We start from the raw sequence: 13,722 nt of genomic DNA, 5'->3' as shown, positions 1-13,722 counted from the left end.
CACCATGACCTTCCGAACAACCCCGCTGACAGACAGTTTCGGCGTCGAAGTCATCGGTGTCGATCTCGCCGAGGTGAGCGCCGGCCACCGGTTCCCGGAGATCCGTGCGCTTTTCGAGGACCATTCCGCGCTGCTCTTCCGGGGGCAGGACCTGAGCGATGCCCAGCACATGGCCCTGGCACAGCGCTTCGGACCGATCGAGGACCGCAAGGCGGACGAGCGCAAGCCCGGCGAGGCTTTCGAGGTGCCGCGGGTTTCGAACGTGCAGGCGGACGGCAGCACGAGTGCCGAGATGGATCTGCACACGCTGAACCTCAAGGCGAACTTCCTGTGGCATTCCGACAGCACGTTCCTGCCGGTCCCGGCGCTGGTCAATATCCTGATCGGGCGCGTTGTCACCACCACTGGCGGCGCCACCGAGCTTGCCTCGACCCGCGCCGCCTGGGCCGCGATGCCCGAAACCCTGAAGGCGCGAATCCGCGGGCGCGGTATCTGGCACCGCTACAGCCATTCGCGCGCCAAGATCTCGCCCGAGCTCGCTCAACTGCCGATGTTCAACAAGTGGCCCGACACCTGCTGGAACGCGCTCTGGACCAACCCGGTAAACGGGCGCGAGGCGCTCTACATCGCCTCGCACGCCTTCCGGGTCGACGGCTACGACGCGGCCGAAAGCGAAGCGCTGCTGGCCGAACTCACCGAGTTCTGCACCCAACCCGAGTTCGTCTATTCGCACCGGTGGCAGGTCGGCGACGTCCTGCTCTGGGATCAGCGCGCGGCGATGCATCGCGGCACGCCCTGGCCCTACGAAGAGCCGCGCACGCTGTCGAGCCTGTGTTGCTCGGTCACAGAAGCCGACGGGCTCGACGCCATGCGGATGCCGGCGTGATGCCCGACACCTCCCTGCTCGAGCCTGTCATCCTGGGGGTCTGCGCCATCAACCTCGCCTTCATGGCGGCCTGGCTGACCGTCGGTGCGCTGGAAAACCTGTTCCACCCGTTTCTGAACGAAACCTTCACCGCGCAGGTCATGGACATGCAGCGCATGCGCGACGAGTACCCCGAGGCCTACGCCCTTGTCGCCTATCGCCGGATCGAAAGCCCGGTCGTGCGCCGGGCGCTGTTCCGGCTCGTGCTGGGGTGGGAGCTTTTGGCGGCACTTGCACTCTGGGGCGCCGCGGCGGCGGTCGTGCTGGCGGCCTTCGGCGCGGTTGCCGCCGGACCGGCCCTGGCCGCGGGGCTGGTCGCCGCAACGCTTTTCACCGCCGTCTGGGCCGGTTTCCTGATCATCGGAAACTATTTCTGCTACTGGTTCGGGCACGAGGGTGGCCAGAACACGCATTTCCACATGCTGCACTGGGGCATGGCCGGTGGCATGCTGATGGTGCTGGCGGCGGTGGCGCTGGGTGCGATCTAGGAGATCTCGTATCTCGCGATGAACTCCGGGTCCGGTTCCACGCCCAGCCCTGGTCCCGTCGGGACCGCCACGCGGCCCCCATTGCGCGCAACCTGGCCCTGGATGTCGAGAGGCTCGGTCAGGAGGTGGTCGCGGAAGCGGTTCTCGGTGGTATCGAACTCGAGCATAGGTTCCCATGGGTGCAGCCCGCCCGGCATCGGCGGCATGGCGGCGAGAAGCTGCAGGTTCGTCGCCACGGCGACGGCGCTGCCCCAGACATGGTTGATCACTGGGGTGAAATGCGCGTGGGCTAGCGCCAGCACGCGCAGGTACTCGGTGATGCCGCCAAGGGCACAGACCTCGGGCTGGGCGATGTCGAGACCCCGGTTCTCGAGGATCGACCGCCAGCCCCAGCGCGCGAACTCGGCCTCGCCGCCGGAAATGTTGGTCTTGAGCCCCGCGCGCAACTCGCGGTAGCCGTCAAGGTCCTCGGGGGCGACGGGCTCTTCGAACCAGTAGGCGCCCATCTCGTCGAGCGCCCGGCCGACGTAGAAGGCATCCGACGTCGTATAGCAGTGGTTGGCGTCGACCATGAAGCGCGCGTCGCCCACGCTTGCGGCCACCGCCGCGCAAAGCTGCACGTCGGCGCGCGGTCCGAGGCCGGTTTTCATCTTGGTCGCGGTGAAGCCCATGCCGATGATCGCGGCGGCTTCGTCGCGGAACCGCGCCACGTGATCCGCGACGCTTTCGCGTTTCAGCATCATGCCGTAGCCGTAGGCCGGTACATCCGTCCGGTGCGCCCCGCCGATCAGCTTGTGGACTGGCAGACCGCCCGCCTTGCCCGCAATATCCCAGAGCGCGATGTCGACGCCCGAAAGCGCCTGGATCGGCATGCCCTTCTGGCCGTGATCGCGCAGCAGGTTATAGACCTTGTGCCAGATCACGTCGCGGTCGAGCGCGTCCATGCCCAGCACCATCGGCGCGATCACCCGTTCGACGATGGTCTTGTTGGCGAGCGCAACGTTACCCGGCCCGAAGCATTCGCCCCAGCCGGTCAGGCCATCCTCGGTCGTCACTTCCACGAGGTGGGCGGTGCGCTTGGCGTAGTATTGCTGCGAATAGCCCAGTTCCTCGGGCATGTCGCATTGGAGGACGTGCGATCTGATGGCGGTGATCTTCATCCCGGGGACAGGATCACGCGCAGCTCAGCAACGCGTCGATCTCGGCGCGTTCCGGCATCGAGGGGGCCGTGCCGGGACGGGTGACCGAAATCGCCGCCGTGGCAGTGCCGAAGCGCACCGCGTCCGCGGCGCACCGCCCCTCGGCCAGCGCCACGGCCAGCCCGCCATTGAAGGCGTCTCCTGCCCCGGTGGTTTCGGCCACCGCGCCTGCGCGCAGCGCCGCGACATGGAACGGTTCGCCGTCCTCGTAGAGCAGAGCGCCGTTCTCGCCCAGAGTGATGATCACACGACCGACCCCGCGGGCAACCAGCGCCTCGGCCGCGCGGGCGGCATCCTCGGGGCTGGTCACGGCCATCCCGGTCAGCGCCTCGGCCTCGCTCTCGTTCGGCGTGACGTAGTCGCAAAGAGCCAGGATCTCGTCAGACAGCTCCGCCGCCGGCGCCGGGTTCAGGATGGTGATCGCTCCCGCCTCGCGCGCGATCTCGAGCGCCCGGTTGGCAGCGTCGAGCGGCTGTTCGAGCTGGGTGACGAAGACCTTCGCGCCGCGGATCAGATCGGCCTTGGCGTCGATGTCCTCGACGGAAATCCGCGCCGCGGCGCCGGGCGCAATGATGATCGCGTTGTTGCCGCTGGCCTCCTCGACGAAGATGTAGGCCGCCCCGGTATAGCTCTCGGGATCGCGCGAGACGTCGGCGGTCACCCCGGCGTCGGCCCAGGTCTGCATCGCCATGTCGGCGAAGGCGTCGTCGCCCAGCCGCGAGACGAAGGCGACGTCGCCGCCCGCCCGCGCCGCCGCGACCGCCTGGTTCGATCCCTTTCCGCCGGGGCCGAGCGCGAAGCTGTTGCCCAGAACCGTTTCGCCCATCTTCGGCTGGCGCTCGGCGCGGTAGGCGGTGTCGGCGACGAAGACGCCGAGGATGACGATCTCGTGGCCCATCGCTCAGCCCTCCGGCGGGATCACGCCCTTGCGGAAGTAGAAGCACCCGTAGAACCGCCGCTCGCCGGTCTGGATCACGGCATAGGCCTCGCGTGCGCGGTCGTAGAAGTCGAAGCGTTCGACCCCGATCATCGCCCGCGGCGCGCCCAGCGCCGCGTCGATCTCGGACTGCACCTCCTTCTGCACGTCGGGCAGGTCGTCAGGTGCATCGACGACCTGCATCCGGGCCGCGTGGTCCTCGACGAAATCGTCGAGCGGCAGGACCGACAGGATCGCGTTGGCCGCCTCGGCCGAGGTCAGGTTGTCCATCCGCAACAACTCGCCGTAGATCGTGTGGCGCGCGACCTGGTCGGAGGGGAAGTTGGTGTCGGCGATCACGACGACGTCGCCGTGACCCATCGCGCGCAATGCGTGCAGAACTTCGGCGTTGAGCCGCGGATCTATGCCTTTCAGCATGGTTTATCTCCCTGGTGTCAGACCGATACGTCGGCCGATTATCTCAATATGTCTGCGACCTTGTCGGCCAGTGCCGCACCCAACGCGCGATGCGTGTCTTCGGACAGATGAATGCCGTCGAGCGGGTCGGGTGCCGCCACGGTCGCAGCGTCGAACAACGGGATGCCGAACCGGTCGGCGACCCGCGCGAAGGCCTGGCCCAGCCCGGAGGATTTCGCGGCTCCGCCCGCGAACATGCTCGCGAGCGCCCCGGCCTCTTCGATCTTCGGAGGGGCCACGAGCAGCACCGCGGGCGCGGCGCCGCCGGGACCGGCGATGCTTGCCCGGACCAGCGCCGCCAGCCGTGCCGCGCTGTCCGCGATGTCCGAGGCAGTCACCGAGAACCGCGCCTTGAGATCGTTGGTGCCGAGCATGATGACCACCAGGTCAACCGGGCGGTGAGTGTCGAGAAGTGCGGGCAGCACCGCGGCCCCGTTCTTCCACGCGCCTTCGATCGGGTCGTCGTGGACCGTAGTGCGCCCGGGCTGTCCTTCCTCGATCACCGTCCAGCCCACGCCCAGCGCCTGCGCCATGACGCCTGGCCAACGCGCCTCCGGTCCCAGCCGGTCGAGCGCGCCCGGGCGCTCCATCGGCATGGTTCCGTGGGTATTGCTGTCACCGAAGCACATCACCACCGGCATCGCTCAACCCACCCGCTCGCCGCTGTCACCGTCGAAAACATGCACCTGGGCGGGGTCCATCGCCAGATGCACCCGGTCGCCGGGCCGGAAGCTGTGACGTTCCCGGAAGACCGCCGTCAGTTCCTGGCCCTGGAACTCGAGGATGACGTGGGTCTCCGAGCCGGTCGGCTCGATGACGCGCACCGTGGCCGGCAGGCCACTGTCCGACAGTGCGAGGTGTTCGGGCCGGATCCCGACCGTGACCGCCTGTCTGTCCGCAAGCCCGTCGCGGGCCGGCACCTGCACCTCGGTGTCGCCGACAGACACCCGCGCCAGGCCGTCGGAGATGCCCGCAACGGTGCCGTCGAGCATGTTCATCGAGGGCGAGCCGATGAAACTCGCCACGAAGCGGTTGCGCGGCCGGTCGTAGATATCGAGCGGGCTGCCGGTCTGTTCGACATAGCCGCCGTTCAGCACGACGATGGTGTCGGCCATCGTCATCGCCTCGATCTGGTCGTGGGTGACATAGACCGTGGTGGTCTGCAGGCGCTGGTGCAACTCGCGGATCTCGGTGCGCATCTGCACCCGCAGCTTGGCGTCGAGGTTCGAGAGCGGTTCGTCGAAGAGGAATACCTGCGGGTCGCGCACGATGGCGCGCCCCATCGCCACACGCTGGCGCTGCCCGCCCGAAAGCGCCCGCGGAAACCGGTCGAGATAGGGTGTCAGGCCGAGGATCTCGGCAGCATCGGCCACGCGTTTCTTGACCTCGGCCTTGTCCATTTTCTTCAGCTTCAGCGAGAACCCCATGTTGGCCTCGACCGTCTTGTGCGGGTAAAGCGCGTAGGACTGGAACACCATCGCGATGTCGCGCTCGTTCGGACTGAGGTGATTGACGCGCTTCGGCCCGATCAGGACGTCGCCCGAGGTGACCTCTTCAAGCCCGGCGAGCATCCGCAGCAGGGTGGACTTTCCGCAGCCCGAGGGGCCGACGAGCACGACGAATTCGCCGTCCGCGATCTTAAGGTCGATTCCATGGATGACTTCGACAGCGCCATAGGATTTGCGCACGTCCCTTACGACGACTTCGGCCATGTTCCTCCCCGCGAACGCCCGCCCGAGACCCATGCCTAGATCAACACCGGCAGCCTGTCCACATCTGACCTGACTAGCATGTTAGATGCTTGACAGGTTGTCGGGCCGATGAGACGGTTCGACGGTGAGCAGCCGCCGCCCGGGTCCGTCCCGCCTTGGCCCGCCCGAGGTTCGGCAACGTCGGCTGCAGCATCGGGGCGCGTGGACCGGCTCAGGGTCCGCCGAACCTTCAGGGAGGAAAACATAATGAAAGTCGAACACTATCGCCGGCTCATGGCGATGCAGATGAACCGTCGCCGGATGCTGAAAGGTGCCGCAAGTCTCGGGGCCGTCGCCGCCGCTACGAGCGCGCTGCCCGGATTCCGTGCCGGTCCGGCCTTTGCGGACAACCACGGCAACGTGCGCGCCGAGATCCTGCAGATCCCGGGCGTCGGCCAGGGCAGCCCAACGGACGCGGACTGGCAGCGCGTCGGCGAGATGTGCCTCGGCGCGACAAAGGCACGGTTTGCGGAAGGAGAGTTCGAGGGGGTCGAACTGACCTTCATGGGGCTCAACAACCAGAACCTGCACAACTTCCTGTTCCGCGGCTTCCTGCGTCCGTGGGAAGAGTATACCGGCGCCAAGATCAACTGGATCGACCTCGCGCAAGCCGACTACAATGCGCGCCTGCAGCAGTCGATCGCGACCGGCACGGTCGATTTCGACATCATGGAAATGGGCGCGCCCTTCGAGGGCGACACCGCCGGGCGCGGCCTGCTCGACCCGATGCCCGACTGGGTCGCCGAGGACATCGACATGGCCGATTACGTCGACTACCTAAAGGAGCCGGTCGGCACCTGGGACGGCCAGACCTACCGCGTCTCGATCGACGGCGACTGCCACACCTTCGCCTACCGCAAGGACTATTACGAGAACGAGGAGTTCGCCGCGGCCTGGGGCGAGGAAGGCGACGGCAGCGCCTGGGAGGTTCCCACGACCTGGGAAATGGTCAACGCGCATTCGCGATTCCTCGCCGGCAAGACCGATCCGCTGACCGGGCTGCCGACCTACGGCTTCCTCGATCCGCTGAAATACACCTGGGGCGGCTTCGGCTTCTACTTCCTCGCCGACCGCGCGGCCTCCTATGCCAAACATCCCGACGATCCGGCCTGGCTGTTCGATCCCGAGAACATGACGCCGCGCGTCAACAACCCGGCATGGGTTCAGGCGATCCAGGACGTGATGGACCTGATGGGCGTCGACGGCGCCTACCCGCCCGACCAGCTCAACGCCGATCCCAACACCACCGCGTTCCAGCAGTTCCTGGCCGGCACCGGTGCCGCACTGACCTGGTGGGGCGACGTGGGATCGAACGCACGCACCTCGGACACCTCGGTCGTGGGCGACGTGATCGGGTTCTCGATCAACCCCGGCGCGACCCGGGTCTACAACAGCCAGTCCGGCGCCTGGGAAGAGACCGCCAACGAGGCGCCCAACAACGCCTACATCGGCTGGGGCGTCTACGTCACCAACCGCGTGGGCGACGACGACAAGCGCCGGCAGGCAGCGTGGTCGGCGGCGGCGCACCTTGGCGGCAGGGACCTGTCGCTGTGGTGCTCGGCCTATCCGTCGGGCTTCCAGCCCTATCGCAACTCGCATTTCGACTACGCGGAATGGGAAGCGGCGGGCTATGACCGCGACTTCGTCGAGGATTACCTGTCGTCGAACGCCGACAGCTACAACCACCCCAACGCCGCCATCGAGCCGCGCATCCCGGGCATCTTCCAGTACTACTCGATCGCCGAGGACGAACTGGTGCGCGGACTGGCCGGCGAATACGGCAGCGCGCAGGAGACCGCGGACGCCATCGCGGCGGCCTGGGAGGGGATCACCGACCAGATCGGACGCGACAGCCAGGTCGCGCTTTATCGCGCGTCGCTGGGGCTCTGATCCGCGGCAGATCACATGACCGGACGGGCGGCGGATCGTTCCGCCGCCCGTTCCTTTCCACACCGGAAGTACCATGAGCGAAGACCGGCTTTACGTCGTCACCAACGACCAGATCAGCCCCGCCCGGGCGCGCGTCGGCCAGGCGATCCTCTGGGGCTCCGGGGCGATCCTTGTCCTCGTGGCCCTGTTGCAGAGCTTCGGCCAATCCGACGGCGGAACGGCGACGTTCGGCGCGCTCGCCGACAGCTGGCGGCCCACGCTTTATGCCTGGTGCCTCTTCATCACCGCCTATTGCGCAAGCCTCGTGATCCGCCATGGCGAACGCGGCAAGCGCCAGCTTTTCATCGCGCCTGCGGTGCTCTTCATCGCGTCGATGGTGATCTTCCCGCTGATCTTCGCGCTCACCATCGCGTTTTCCGACTGGAACCTATCGGCCGTCGACGGCCAGCAGTTCAACGGCTTCGACAATATCCGCGAGATGTGGGGCGACGGGTTCTACTGGAACGCGCTCGGCAACATGGTGTTCTACACCGCCGCGATCATCGCCGAGTACATCATCGCTTTCGGCCTCGCGCTGCTGCTCAACAGCCAGATCCGGGCGCGCAAGTTCTTCCGGGTCGCCTTTCTGCTGCCCCTGATGCTCTCTCCGGTCGCGGTGTCGTGGATGATCGGCAAGTCGATGTTCGAGGCCCGCTTTGGCCCGATGGCGCGGCTCGCCCGGTCGCTGGGATGGGACAACCCGAGCTTTTTCGGCGATCCCGACATCGCGCCCTACCTCATCGCGGCGATGGACGCCTGGACGTTCATCCCCTTCATGATGATCATGCTGCTGGCCGGGTTGCAGGCGATCCCCAAGGACCTGACCGAGGCCGCGCAGGTCGACGGCGCGCGGCCTTGGCAGACCTTCTGGGAAGTGACCTTTCCGCTGATGCTTCCGGTCTCGCTGACTGCGATCATGATCCGCATCATCTTCAAGCTGAAGCTTGCCGACATAATCATCAACGTGACCAGCGGCGGCCCGGGCGGAGCCACCGACAGCGTCACCAGCTTCATCTTCCGCGAGTACCGCGACCGGTCGAACGTCGGCTACGGCACGATGCTGGCCATCGTCTACCTGGTGCTTATCGTCATCGCCTTCACGCTCTTCATCAAGCTCGTGTCGCGCTGGATGCGGCCGAGGTACTGAGCCATGACCGAGACCAAACAGATCTTTCACGACAGCGAGGCGGACCGCGCCCACCGCGCCAAGTGGTACCTCGGGCGCGCCGCCGTCTACACCGTGCTCGGCCTCTGGACGGTGATCTGCCTGTTTCCCATTTTCTGGACGCTCACGACCTCGTTCAAGATGGCGCCCGACGTCATGCAGGGGAACCTGATACCCTGGGTCGACTACACCCCGCAGTGGCTGGGCTGGCGGTCGTTGGGTCTCAGCCCCGACACCCTCGGGAGCGCCTCGACGGTGCGCGAACAGTTCCTGCTGCGGTTCTGGAATTCTACCGTGGTCTCGGTCTGCGCGTCGCTGCTGTCGCTGGTGCTGGGCAGCCTCGCGGCCTATGGGCTCTCGCGCTTCGAATACCGCTTCGGGCCGATGAAGAACGACGACATCAGCTTTTTCTTTCTCAGCCAGCTGATCCTGCCGCCGGTCGTGCTCGCCCTGCCCTTTCTCGTGCTTTACCGCGAGGTCGACCTGCTGGACAGCCGTATCGGGCTGATCCTGCTTTACGCCCTGACCGTCATGCCGATCGTGATCTGGATCATGCGCGACCAGTTCGGCTCGATCCCGACCGAACTGGAAGAAGCAGCGCTGGTCGACGGGTTGTCGATCTGGGGCGCGTTCCTGACCATCATCCTGCCCATCGCCCTGCCCGGCATGGTGGCGGCCTTCATCCTCTGCCTCGTTCTGACCTGGAACGAATATTTCTTCGCCGCCCTGCTCACCTCGACCGATGCCGTGACCCTGCCGGTCATGGTGGCGAGCCAGACCGGAAGCCAGGGGATCAACTGGTGGTCGATGGCGGCCCTCTCCACCGCGGCGATCCTGCCGCTGGTGGTGATCGGCATCGCGCTCGAGCGCTACATCATCAAGGGCATGGCCGCGGGTGCGGTGAAGTAGGTCATTCCATGTTGGTGTGCCGCGACCGCATGGTATCGGCATTCGCGCCCAGCCGGTCCGCGAGTTGGGCCACCATCGTCTCGAACAGGATGAAGAGCGCGCCCTCGTAGACCGACCCCATCGGCAGGCGCGACGCGCCGCGCGCATCGGTCGCCATGGTCTGCGCGGGAATGTTCAGCACGCGGCTGCCGTGTTTCGCGGCCGGCGTATCGGGTACAGCGGTCAGCAGCATGACGTCCGCCCCCGCGTTCCGTGCCGTGCGCATCAGGCTGGTGACCGTGCCCAACTCGCCCGGGCCGGCGCTGGCGACCAGCAGGTCGCCCGGACCGAGCGGCGGTGCGGCCATGTCGCCCTGCACGGAGACATCGAGACCGAGATGGTAGAGCCGCATCGCGAAACCGCGCATCATCAGGCCTTCGCGGCCACACCCGTACAGCATGACGCGACGCGCCTGCGCGATCTCAGCGCAGGCCTCCGCGACGGCTTCATCGGACATGCGGTCCATGACCTGCCCGATTTCGGCCAATGCGTGCCGTGCGAAAGAAGTCTCGGTCACTCCGAAACCTCCCGCGCGATGTCCTTGGTCTGCTCGTAGAGCCGGCGGAACAGCGGATAGGCGCGGGTGAGGTCGGGCGCGTCCTGTGCCTCGATGCGGCGCTCGACCGGGTTCCATCGCGCGATGTCATCGATCTCTGCCTCGCCCAGCGCCATGCGGGCGAGAAAGGCGTCGCCGTAGCTCGCGCCGAGCGTGGTGCGGCAGATCTCTTGCGGCAGTCCGCTCAGGTCAGACGTCGCCTGCAGCCAGATCGCGTTCTGGACCCCACCGCCCACGGCGAGCACGCGCGAAGGCCTCGCTCCGACGGCATCGTAGGTCTCGACCACATGGTTCGTGCCCATCGCGATCCCTTCCAGCAACGCACGGTAGAGATGGCCGCGGCCGTGGGTCAGGTTCAGCCCGAAAAAGGCGCCCTTGGCGTGCGGATCGTGGATCGGTGTCCGCTCGCCCGAGAAATAGGGCAAAAACAGCAGCCCCCCGGCCCCGGCGGGCACCTCGGCGGCCTCGGCGGCGAGCTGGCCGAAGACGCCTTCGCCTGTGAGCTCGCGCGCGAACTGGTCCCGAAACCAATGGGTCAGCGTTCCCGAGGTCGCAAGCCCCGCCATCGAGGCATGCTGGCCCGGAAAGAGCCAGGGCGCGTACCAGAGCCGAGGATCCCGCACGCGATTTTCGGTCAGGCCGATGATGAAGATGGTCGAGCCGTACATCATCATCATGTCGCCCGGATCGCGCAGGCCGACGCTGATCGCCTCGGAAGCGGCGTCGATCGTGCCGGCGGTCACCGGCGTTCCGGCGCGCAGCCCGGTGGCCTCGGCCGCCGTCTCGGTGATCGCGCCCGCGATTTCGGTCGACCAGGCCAGCCGCGGCAGCATCTCGCGGGTCGCGATGTCGTCCGCGAGGTCGAAACACCAGCCCTGCTCACCCACGTCGTAGAGCGGCGAGAAATTGGCGGCGGTATAGTGATCGATCACGAACTCCCCGGTCAGGCGATGCACGAGGAAGCTGGTCGAGGTCAGGACCTTCGCCGCTTTCGCATAAAGCTCGGGCCGGTTGTGCCTGAGCCAGAGAATTTTCGGCCCAACCGACTGCGAGGTCAGCGCATTGCCGCAGCGCTCGAGGATTGTCTCCTCTCCGATCCGGTCGGTCAGCTCCGCGACCTCGGCCATTGCGCGGGTATCGACGCCGTAGAGCACACCATTCATCAGCGGCGCGCCGTCGGCATCTACCGGTAGCATGCAGGGACCGATGGCGGACACGGCAACCGCCGCGATCCTGTCTGCGGTGACGCCGGGTTCGGCCAGCAGCTTGCGCGTGACGGTGACGAAATCGCGCCACCAGTCCTCTTCGGGCCGGTGTTCTGCCCAGCCCGGGCGCGGCACGATCATCTCGTGCGGCGTGCGGGCCACTGCGACGACAGTCCCTTCGGGGTCGACCAGCACGCCCTTGGTCTCGTAGGTGCCGATATCCACGCCGAGTGTCAGGGTCACGCGAAACGCTCCAGCGGGAACTCCGGACCGATTCCGGCAAGCATCCGCACCAGAAGGCGCGACAGGGCATCGAGATCCGCCGGGTCGCAGACCTCGAGACTGGAGTGCGAGTAGCGCATCGGGAACCCGACATCGAGTGCCGCGACCCCCGCGCCCACGAGCTGGACATAAGACAGATCCGTCAGCACACCGACCTGTGCCGAACGTTGCAGCGGCAGACCCTCGGCCTCGGCGCTTTGTTCGGCCAGCGCCACGAGACCGGGATGGGGCAACACACCGTTGAGCGTGCCGCGCCCGTGAAAGCTCATCAGGCTGATGCCCGGCCCACCGCCCAGCACCATCTCGCCCAGGTGCGTCATGTCAGGTGTGTCACAGGCCATCATCAGATCGACCTGGATCGCGATGTCGGGCTTCAGCGCCTGCGCCGCGGTGAGTGCGCCGCGCAGGTTGAACTCTTCCTGCGTCGAGAAGACGACATGCACCGTTGGTCCCGGCGGCGCCTCGGCGATCCGCTTTGCCACGTCGATCAGCACCGCGCAGCCTGCACGGTCGTCCACCGAAGTCCCGGCGATGCGGCCTCCGGCCAGTTCGACCACGTTGGGCGCGAAGGTGACCGGCGTGCCGATGCGAACCCCGGCGGCCTCGGCCTCGGCCTTGCTGGAAAAGCCCGCGTCGATCAAGATTTCAGGCGCCGGAAGCACGCGGTACTTCTCGTCCGGTGTGGTCGCATGGTGCATCTTGTTGGCGATCACGCCGGGCAGATCGCCGTCGGGCACCGACAGCACGACCTGCTGGCTGGCCAGCGCGCGCTCCGGCACGCCGCCGAGCCTGTGCACGCGGACAAATCCGTTTTCCTCGATCTTGCGGACCACGAAACCGAGCTGGTCCATATGCGTGAAGAGCATCACCGAGGGCCCTGCGCCCTCGAAGGTGGCGATCAGGTTGCCCATCCGGTCGCTTTTTGCGTCGACCGGCAGGCGCGCGCGGATCGCCGCGGCGACGCGGTCCTCAAAGCCCGAGAGGCCGGGGACTCGCATCAGCGCCTTGAGGTCGTCGCGGATCATCGCGCCGACTTTGCCTTTGCCATGAAGTCGCGCGCGCGGTCGGCATCGACCGGCTTCCAGGTATCGCCGTCGACCTTCAGCGCCGAGCCGACGATACAGCCGTCGGCAATGGCGAAGACGTCCGCAACCGTGTCATGCTTGACCCCGGTATTGGCAAGCACGGGCACATCCGGCAGCGCGGCCTTCACCGCTTCGAGATCCTCCATCTTTGCCGCCTCGCCCGTGATCTGGCCCGAAACCAGCACCGCGTCGGGCACCGCGCTGAATACGGCAGATCGCGCGCGTTCGGCCAGCGGGCGCGGGTCGAGCGAGCCTGCGAATTCGGCGCTGACGTTGTAGAGCGTCACGAGGTCGGACCGGCCCAGCCGGTTGCGGTAGCGGATCGCCTTGCCGGCGTCGGGCGCCCAGAGCCCCATGTCGCTGGCGTAAAGCCCGGTGAAGATCTCGCGCGCGAAGGACGCCCCGGTCGCCGCGGCCAGCGCCATCGTCGCCTGCGGGTCCCAGAGCACGTTGACGCCGAAAGGCACCGTCACCCGCTCGGCCACGCGGCCGATGACATAGGCCATGGCGGCCGTCGAGGCTACGTCGACCTCAAGCTCGTAGGGCCGGTCGTTCTCGTTGCCGAACATCACCGCGTCCACTCCGGCGGCCTGAAGCGCGTCGAGATCGGCGTGCGCTCCGGCGACCAGCCCGTCGAGCCCGGCCTCGGCGTCATGCAGCGGCGCGCCTGGCAGCGCGCCGAAATGCACCATCGCGATCACCGGCTTCGTCGTGCCGAACAGGTCGTGGAAACGGCTCATGAAAATTCCTCCCGCGGCGTGAGCCTCGCGCATTCGGAGGGTGCAGTCCACCGGTT

14 protein-coding genes are annotated in these 13,722 nt (G+C 66.9%); 5 read left to right on the top strand and 9 right to left on the bottom strand.

What is annotated here, in order from left to right:
- Nucleotides 1-4: 4 nt before the first annotated feature.
- Both R5H30_RS18760 and R5H30_RS18755 read left to right on the top strand, forming a co-directional pair.
- Nucleotides 5-886 carry a TauD/TfdA dioxygenase family protein gene (locus R5H30_RS18760; protein ID WP_318330153.1) on the top strand — a complete coding sequence of 294 codons (882 nt, stop codon included), beginning with the start codon at nt 5-7 and terminating at the stop codon, nt 884-886.
- Entirely contained in the window at nt 886-1,413 is a 528-nt protein-coding gene (locus tag R5H30_RS18755) for a DUF2165 family protein (protein WP_318330152.1), read from the top strand. The genes R5H30_RS18760 and R5H30_RS18755 overlap by 1 nt, the downstream gene beginning before the upstream one ends.
- Here R5H30_RS18755 and R5H30_RS18750 read toward each other — a convergent pair.
- Genes R5H30_RS18750 through R5H30_RS18730 form a run of 5 tightly spaced genes read right to left on the bottom strand, consistent with a single transcriptional unit; the run spans nt 1,410 to nt 5,717 of the window.
- Complete coding sequence (locus tag R5H30_RS18750; RefSeq protein ID WP_318330151.1) at nt 1,410-2,573, bottom strand: mandelate racemase/muconate lactonizing enzyme family protein; 1,164 nt, start codon at nt 2,571-2,573, stop codon at nt 1,410-1,412. The genes R5H30_RS18755 and R5H30_RS18750 overlap by 4 nt on opposite strands.
- Nucleotides 2,574-2,586: 13 nt before the next feature.
- Complete coding sequence (gene rbsK, locus R5H30_RS18745; protein WP_318330150.1) at nt 2,587-3,510, bottom strand: ribokinase; 924 nt, start codon at nt 3,508-3,510, stop codon at nt 2,587-2,589.
- 3 nt (nt 3,511-3,513) lie between these two features.
- Nucleotides 3,514-3,966, bottom strand: coding sequence for an RbsD/FucU family protein (locus R5H30_RS18740; protein ID WP_318330149.1), 453 nt, complete (start codon nt 3,964-3,966; stop codon nt 3,514-3,516).
- A 38-nt stretch (nt 3,967-4,004) separates the two neighbouring features.
- The gene (locus tag R5H30_RS18735) at nt 4,005-4,646 is read right to left on the bottom strand and encodes an SGNH/GDSL hydrolase family protein (protein WP_318330148.1); all 642 of its coding nucleotides are present in this window, start codon (nt 4,644-4,646) and stop codon (nt 4,005-4,007) included.
- Nucleotides 4,647-4,649: 3 nt separating this feature from the next.
- The gene (locus R5H30_RS18730) at nt 4,650-5,717 is read right to left on the bottom strand and encodes an ABC transporter ATP-binding protein (protein WP_318330147.1); all 1,068 of its coding nucleotides are present in this window, start codon (nt 5,715-5,717) and stop codon (nt 4,650-4,652) included.
- Nucleotides 5,718-5,963: 246 nt separating this feature from the next.
- On the opposite strand from R5H30_RS18730, the gene R5H30_RS18725 reads away from it, so the two are divergent.
- The 3 genes from R5H30_RS18725 (at nt 5,964) to R5H30_RS18715 (ending at nt 9,759) form a co-directional block, all read left to right on the top strand.
- The gene (locus R5H30_RS18725) at nt 5,964-7,646 is read left to right on the top strand and encodes an extracellular solute-binding protein (protein WP_318330146.1); all 1,683 of its coding nucleotides are present in this window, start codon (nt 5,964-5,966) and stop codon (nt 7,644-7,646) included.
- 73 nt (nt 7,647-7,719) lie between these two features.
- Nucleotides 7,720-8,832, top strand: a complete 1,113-nt coding sequence (locus R5H30_RS18720; RefSeq protein WP_318330145.1) for a carbohydrate ABC transporter permease — start codon at nt 7,720-7,722, stop codon at nt 8,830-8,832.
- Between the two features lie 3 nt (nt 8,833-8,835).
- Nucleotides 8,836-9,759 (top strand): carbohydrate ABC transporter permease, encoded by a 924-nt coding sequence (locus tag R5H30_RS18715; RefSeq protein WP_318330144.1) that lies wholly within the window; start codon nt 8,836-8,838, stop codon nt 9,757-9,759.
- A gap of 1 nt (nt 9,760) precedes the next feature.
- Here R5H30_RS18715 and R5H30_RS18710 read toward each other — a convergent pair whose 3' ends face one another.
- The 4 genes from R5H30_RS18710 to R5H30_RS18695 are packed head-to-tail and all read right to left on the bottom strand — an operon-like array spanning nt 9,761 to nt 13,666.
- Nucleotides 9,761-10,315, bottom strand: coding sequence for an SIS domain-containing protein (locus tag R5H30_RS18710; protein ID WP_318330143.1), 555 nt, complete (start codon nt 10,313-10,315; stop codon nt 9,761-9,763).
- Nucleotides 10,312-11,802, bottom strand: a complete 1,491-nt coding sequence (locus R5H30_RS18705; protein ID WP_318330142.1) for an FGGY-family carbohydrate kinase — start codon at nt 11,800-11,802, stop codon at nt 10,312-10,314. Before R5H30_RS18705 ends, R5H30_RS18710 begins: the two co-directional genes overlap by 4 nt.
- On the bottom strand, nt 11,799-12,866 hold the full coding sequence (locus R5H30_RS18700; RefSeq protein WP_318330141.1) for a M42 family metallopeptidase: 1,068 nt from the start codon (nt 12,864-12,866) through the stop codon (nt 11,799-11,801). Before R5H30_RS18700 ends, R5H30_RS18705 begins: the two co-directional genes overlap by 4 nt.
- Nucleotides 12,863-13,666: a BtpA/SgcQ family protein gene (locus R5H30_RS18695; protein ID WP_318330140.1), complete on the bottom strand. Its 804-nt coding sequence runs from the start codon at nt 13,664-13,666 to the stop codon at nt 12,863-12,865. The genes R5H30_RS18700 and R5H30_RS18695 overlap by 4 nt, the downstream gene beginning before the upstream one ends.
- Nucleotides 13,667-13,722: the final 56 nt, after the last annotated feature.

Origin of the sequence: Roseobacter sp. FCG-D35, assembly GCF_033436665.1 — a bacterium.
In the GTDB taxonomy this organism is placed as follows: domain Bacteria; phylum Pseudomonadota; class Alphaproteobacteria; order Rhodobacterales; family Rhodobacteraceae; genus JAWQFO01.
This window is presented reverse-complemented; position numbering and strand designations above follow the sequence as displayed.

Excerpts from the sequence above, each read along its gene's own strand:
- R5H30_RS18760 (WP_318330153.1), top strand. The coding sequence starts at position 5 with ATGACCTTCCGAACAACCCCGCTGACAGACAGTTTCGGCGTCGAAGTC.
- R5H30_RS18755 (WP_318330152.1), top strand. The coding sequence starts at position 886 with ATGCCCGACACCTCCCTGCTCGAGCCTGTCATCCTGGGGGTCTGCGCC.
- R5H30_RS18750 (WP_318330151.1), bottom strand. The coding sequence starts at position 2,573 with ATGAAGATCACCGCCATCAGATCGCACGTCCTCCAATGCGACATGCCC.
- rbsK (WP_318330150.1), bottom strand. The coding sequence starts at position 3,510 with ATGGGCCACGAGATCGTCATCCTCGGCGTCTTCGTCGCCGACACCGCC.
- R5H30_RS18740 (WP_318330149.1), bottom strand. The coding sequence starts at position 3,966 with ATGCTGAAAGGCATAGATCCGCGGCTCAACGCCGAAGTTCTGCACGCA.
- R5H30_RS18735 (WP_318330148.1), bottom strand. The coding sequence starts at position 4,646 with ATGCCGGTGGTGATGTGCTTCGGTGACAGCAATACCCACGGAACCATG.
- R5H30_RS18730 (WP_318330147.1), bottom strand. The coding sequence starts at position 5,717 with ATGGCCGAAGTCGTCGTAAGGGACGTGCGCAAATCCTATGGCGCTGTC.
- R5H30_RS18725 (WP_318330146.1), top strand. The coding sequence starts at position 5,964 with ATGAAAGTCGAACACTATCGCCGGCTCATGGCGATGCAGATGAACCGT.
- R5H30_RS18720 (WP_318330145.1), top strand. The coding sequence starts at position 7,720 with ATGAGCGAAGACCGGCTTTACGTCGTCACCAACGACCAGATCAGCCCC.
- R5H30_RS18715 (WP_318330144.1), top strand. The coding sequence starts at position 8,836 with ATGACCGAGACCAAACAGATCTTTCACGACAGCGAGGCGGACCGCGCC.
- R5H30_RS18700 (WP_318330141.1), bottom strand. The coding sequence starts at position 12,866 with ATGATCCGCGACGACCTCAAGGCGCTGATGCGAGTCCCCGGCCTCTCG.
- R5H30_RS18695 (WP_318330140.1), bottom strand. The coding sequence starts at position 13,666 with ATGAGCCGTTTCCACGACCTGTTCGGCACGACGAAGCCGGTGATCGCG.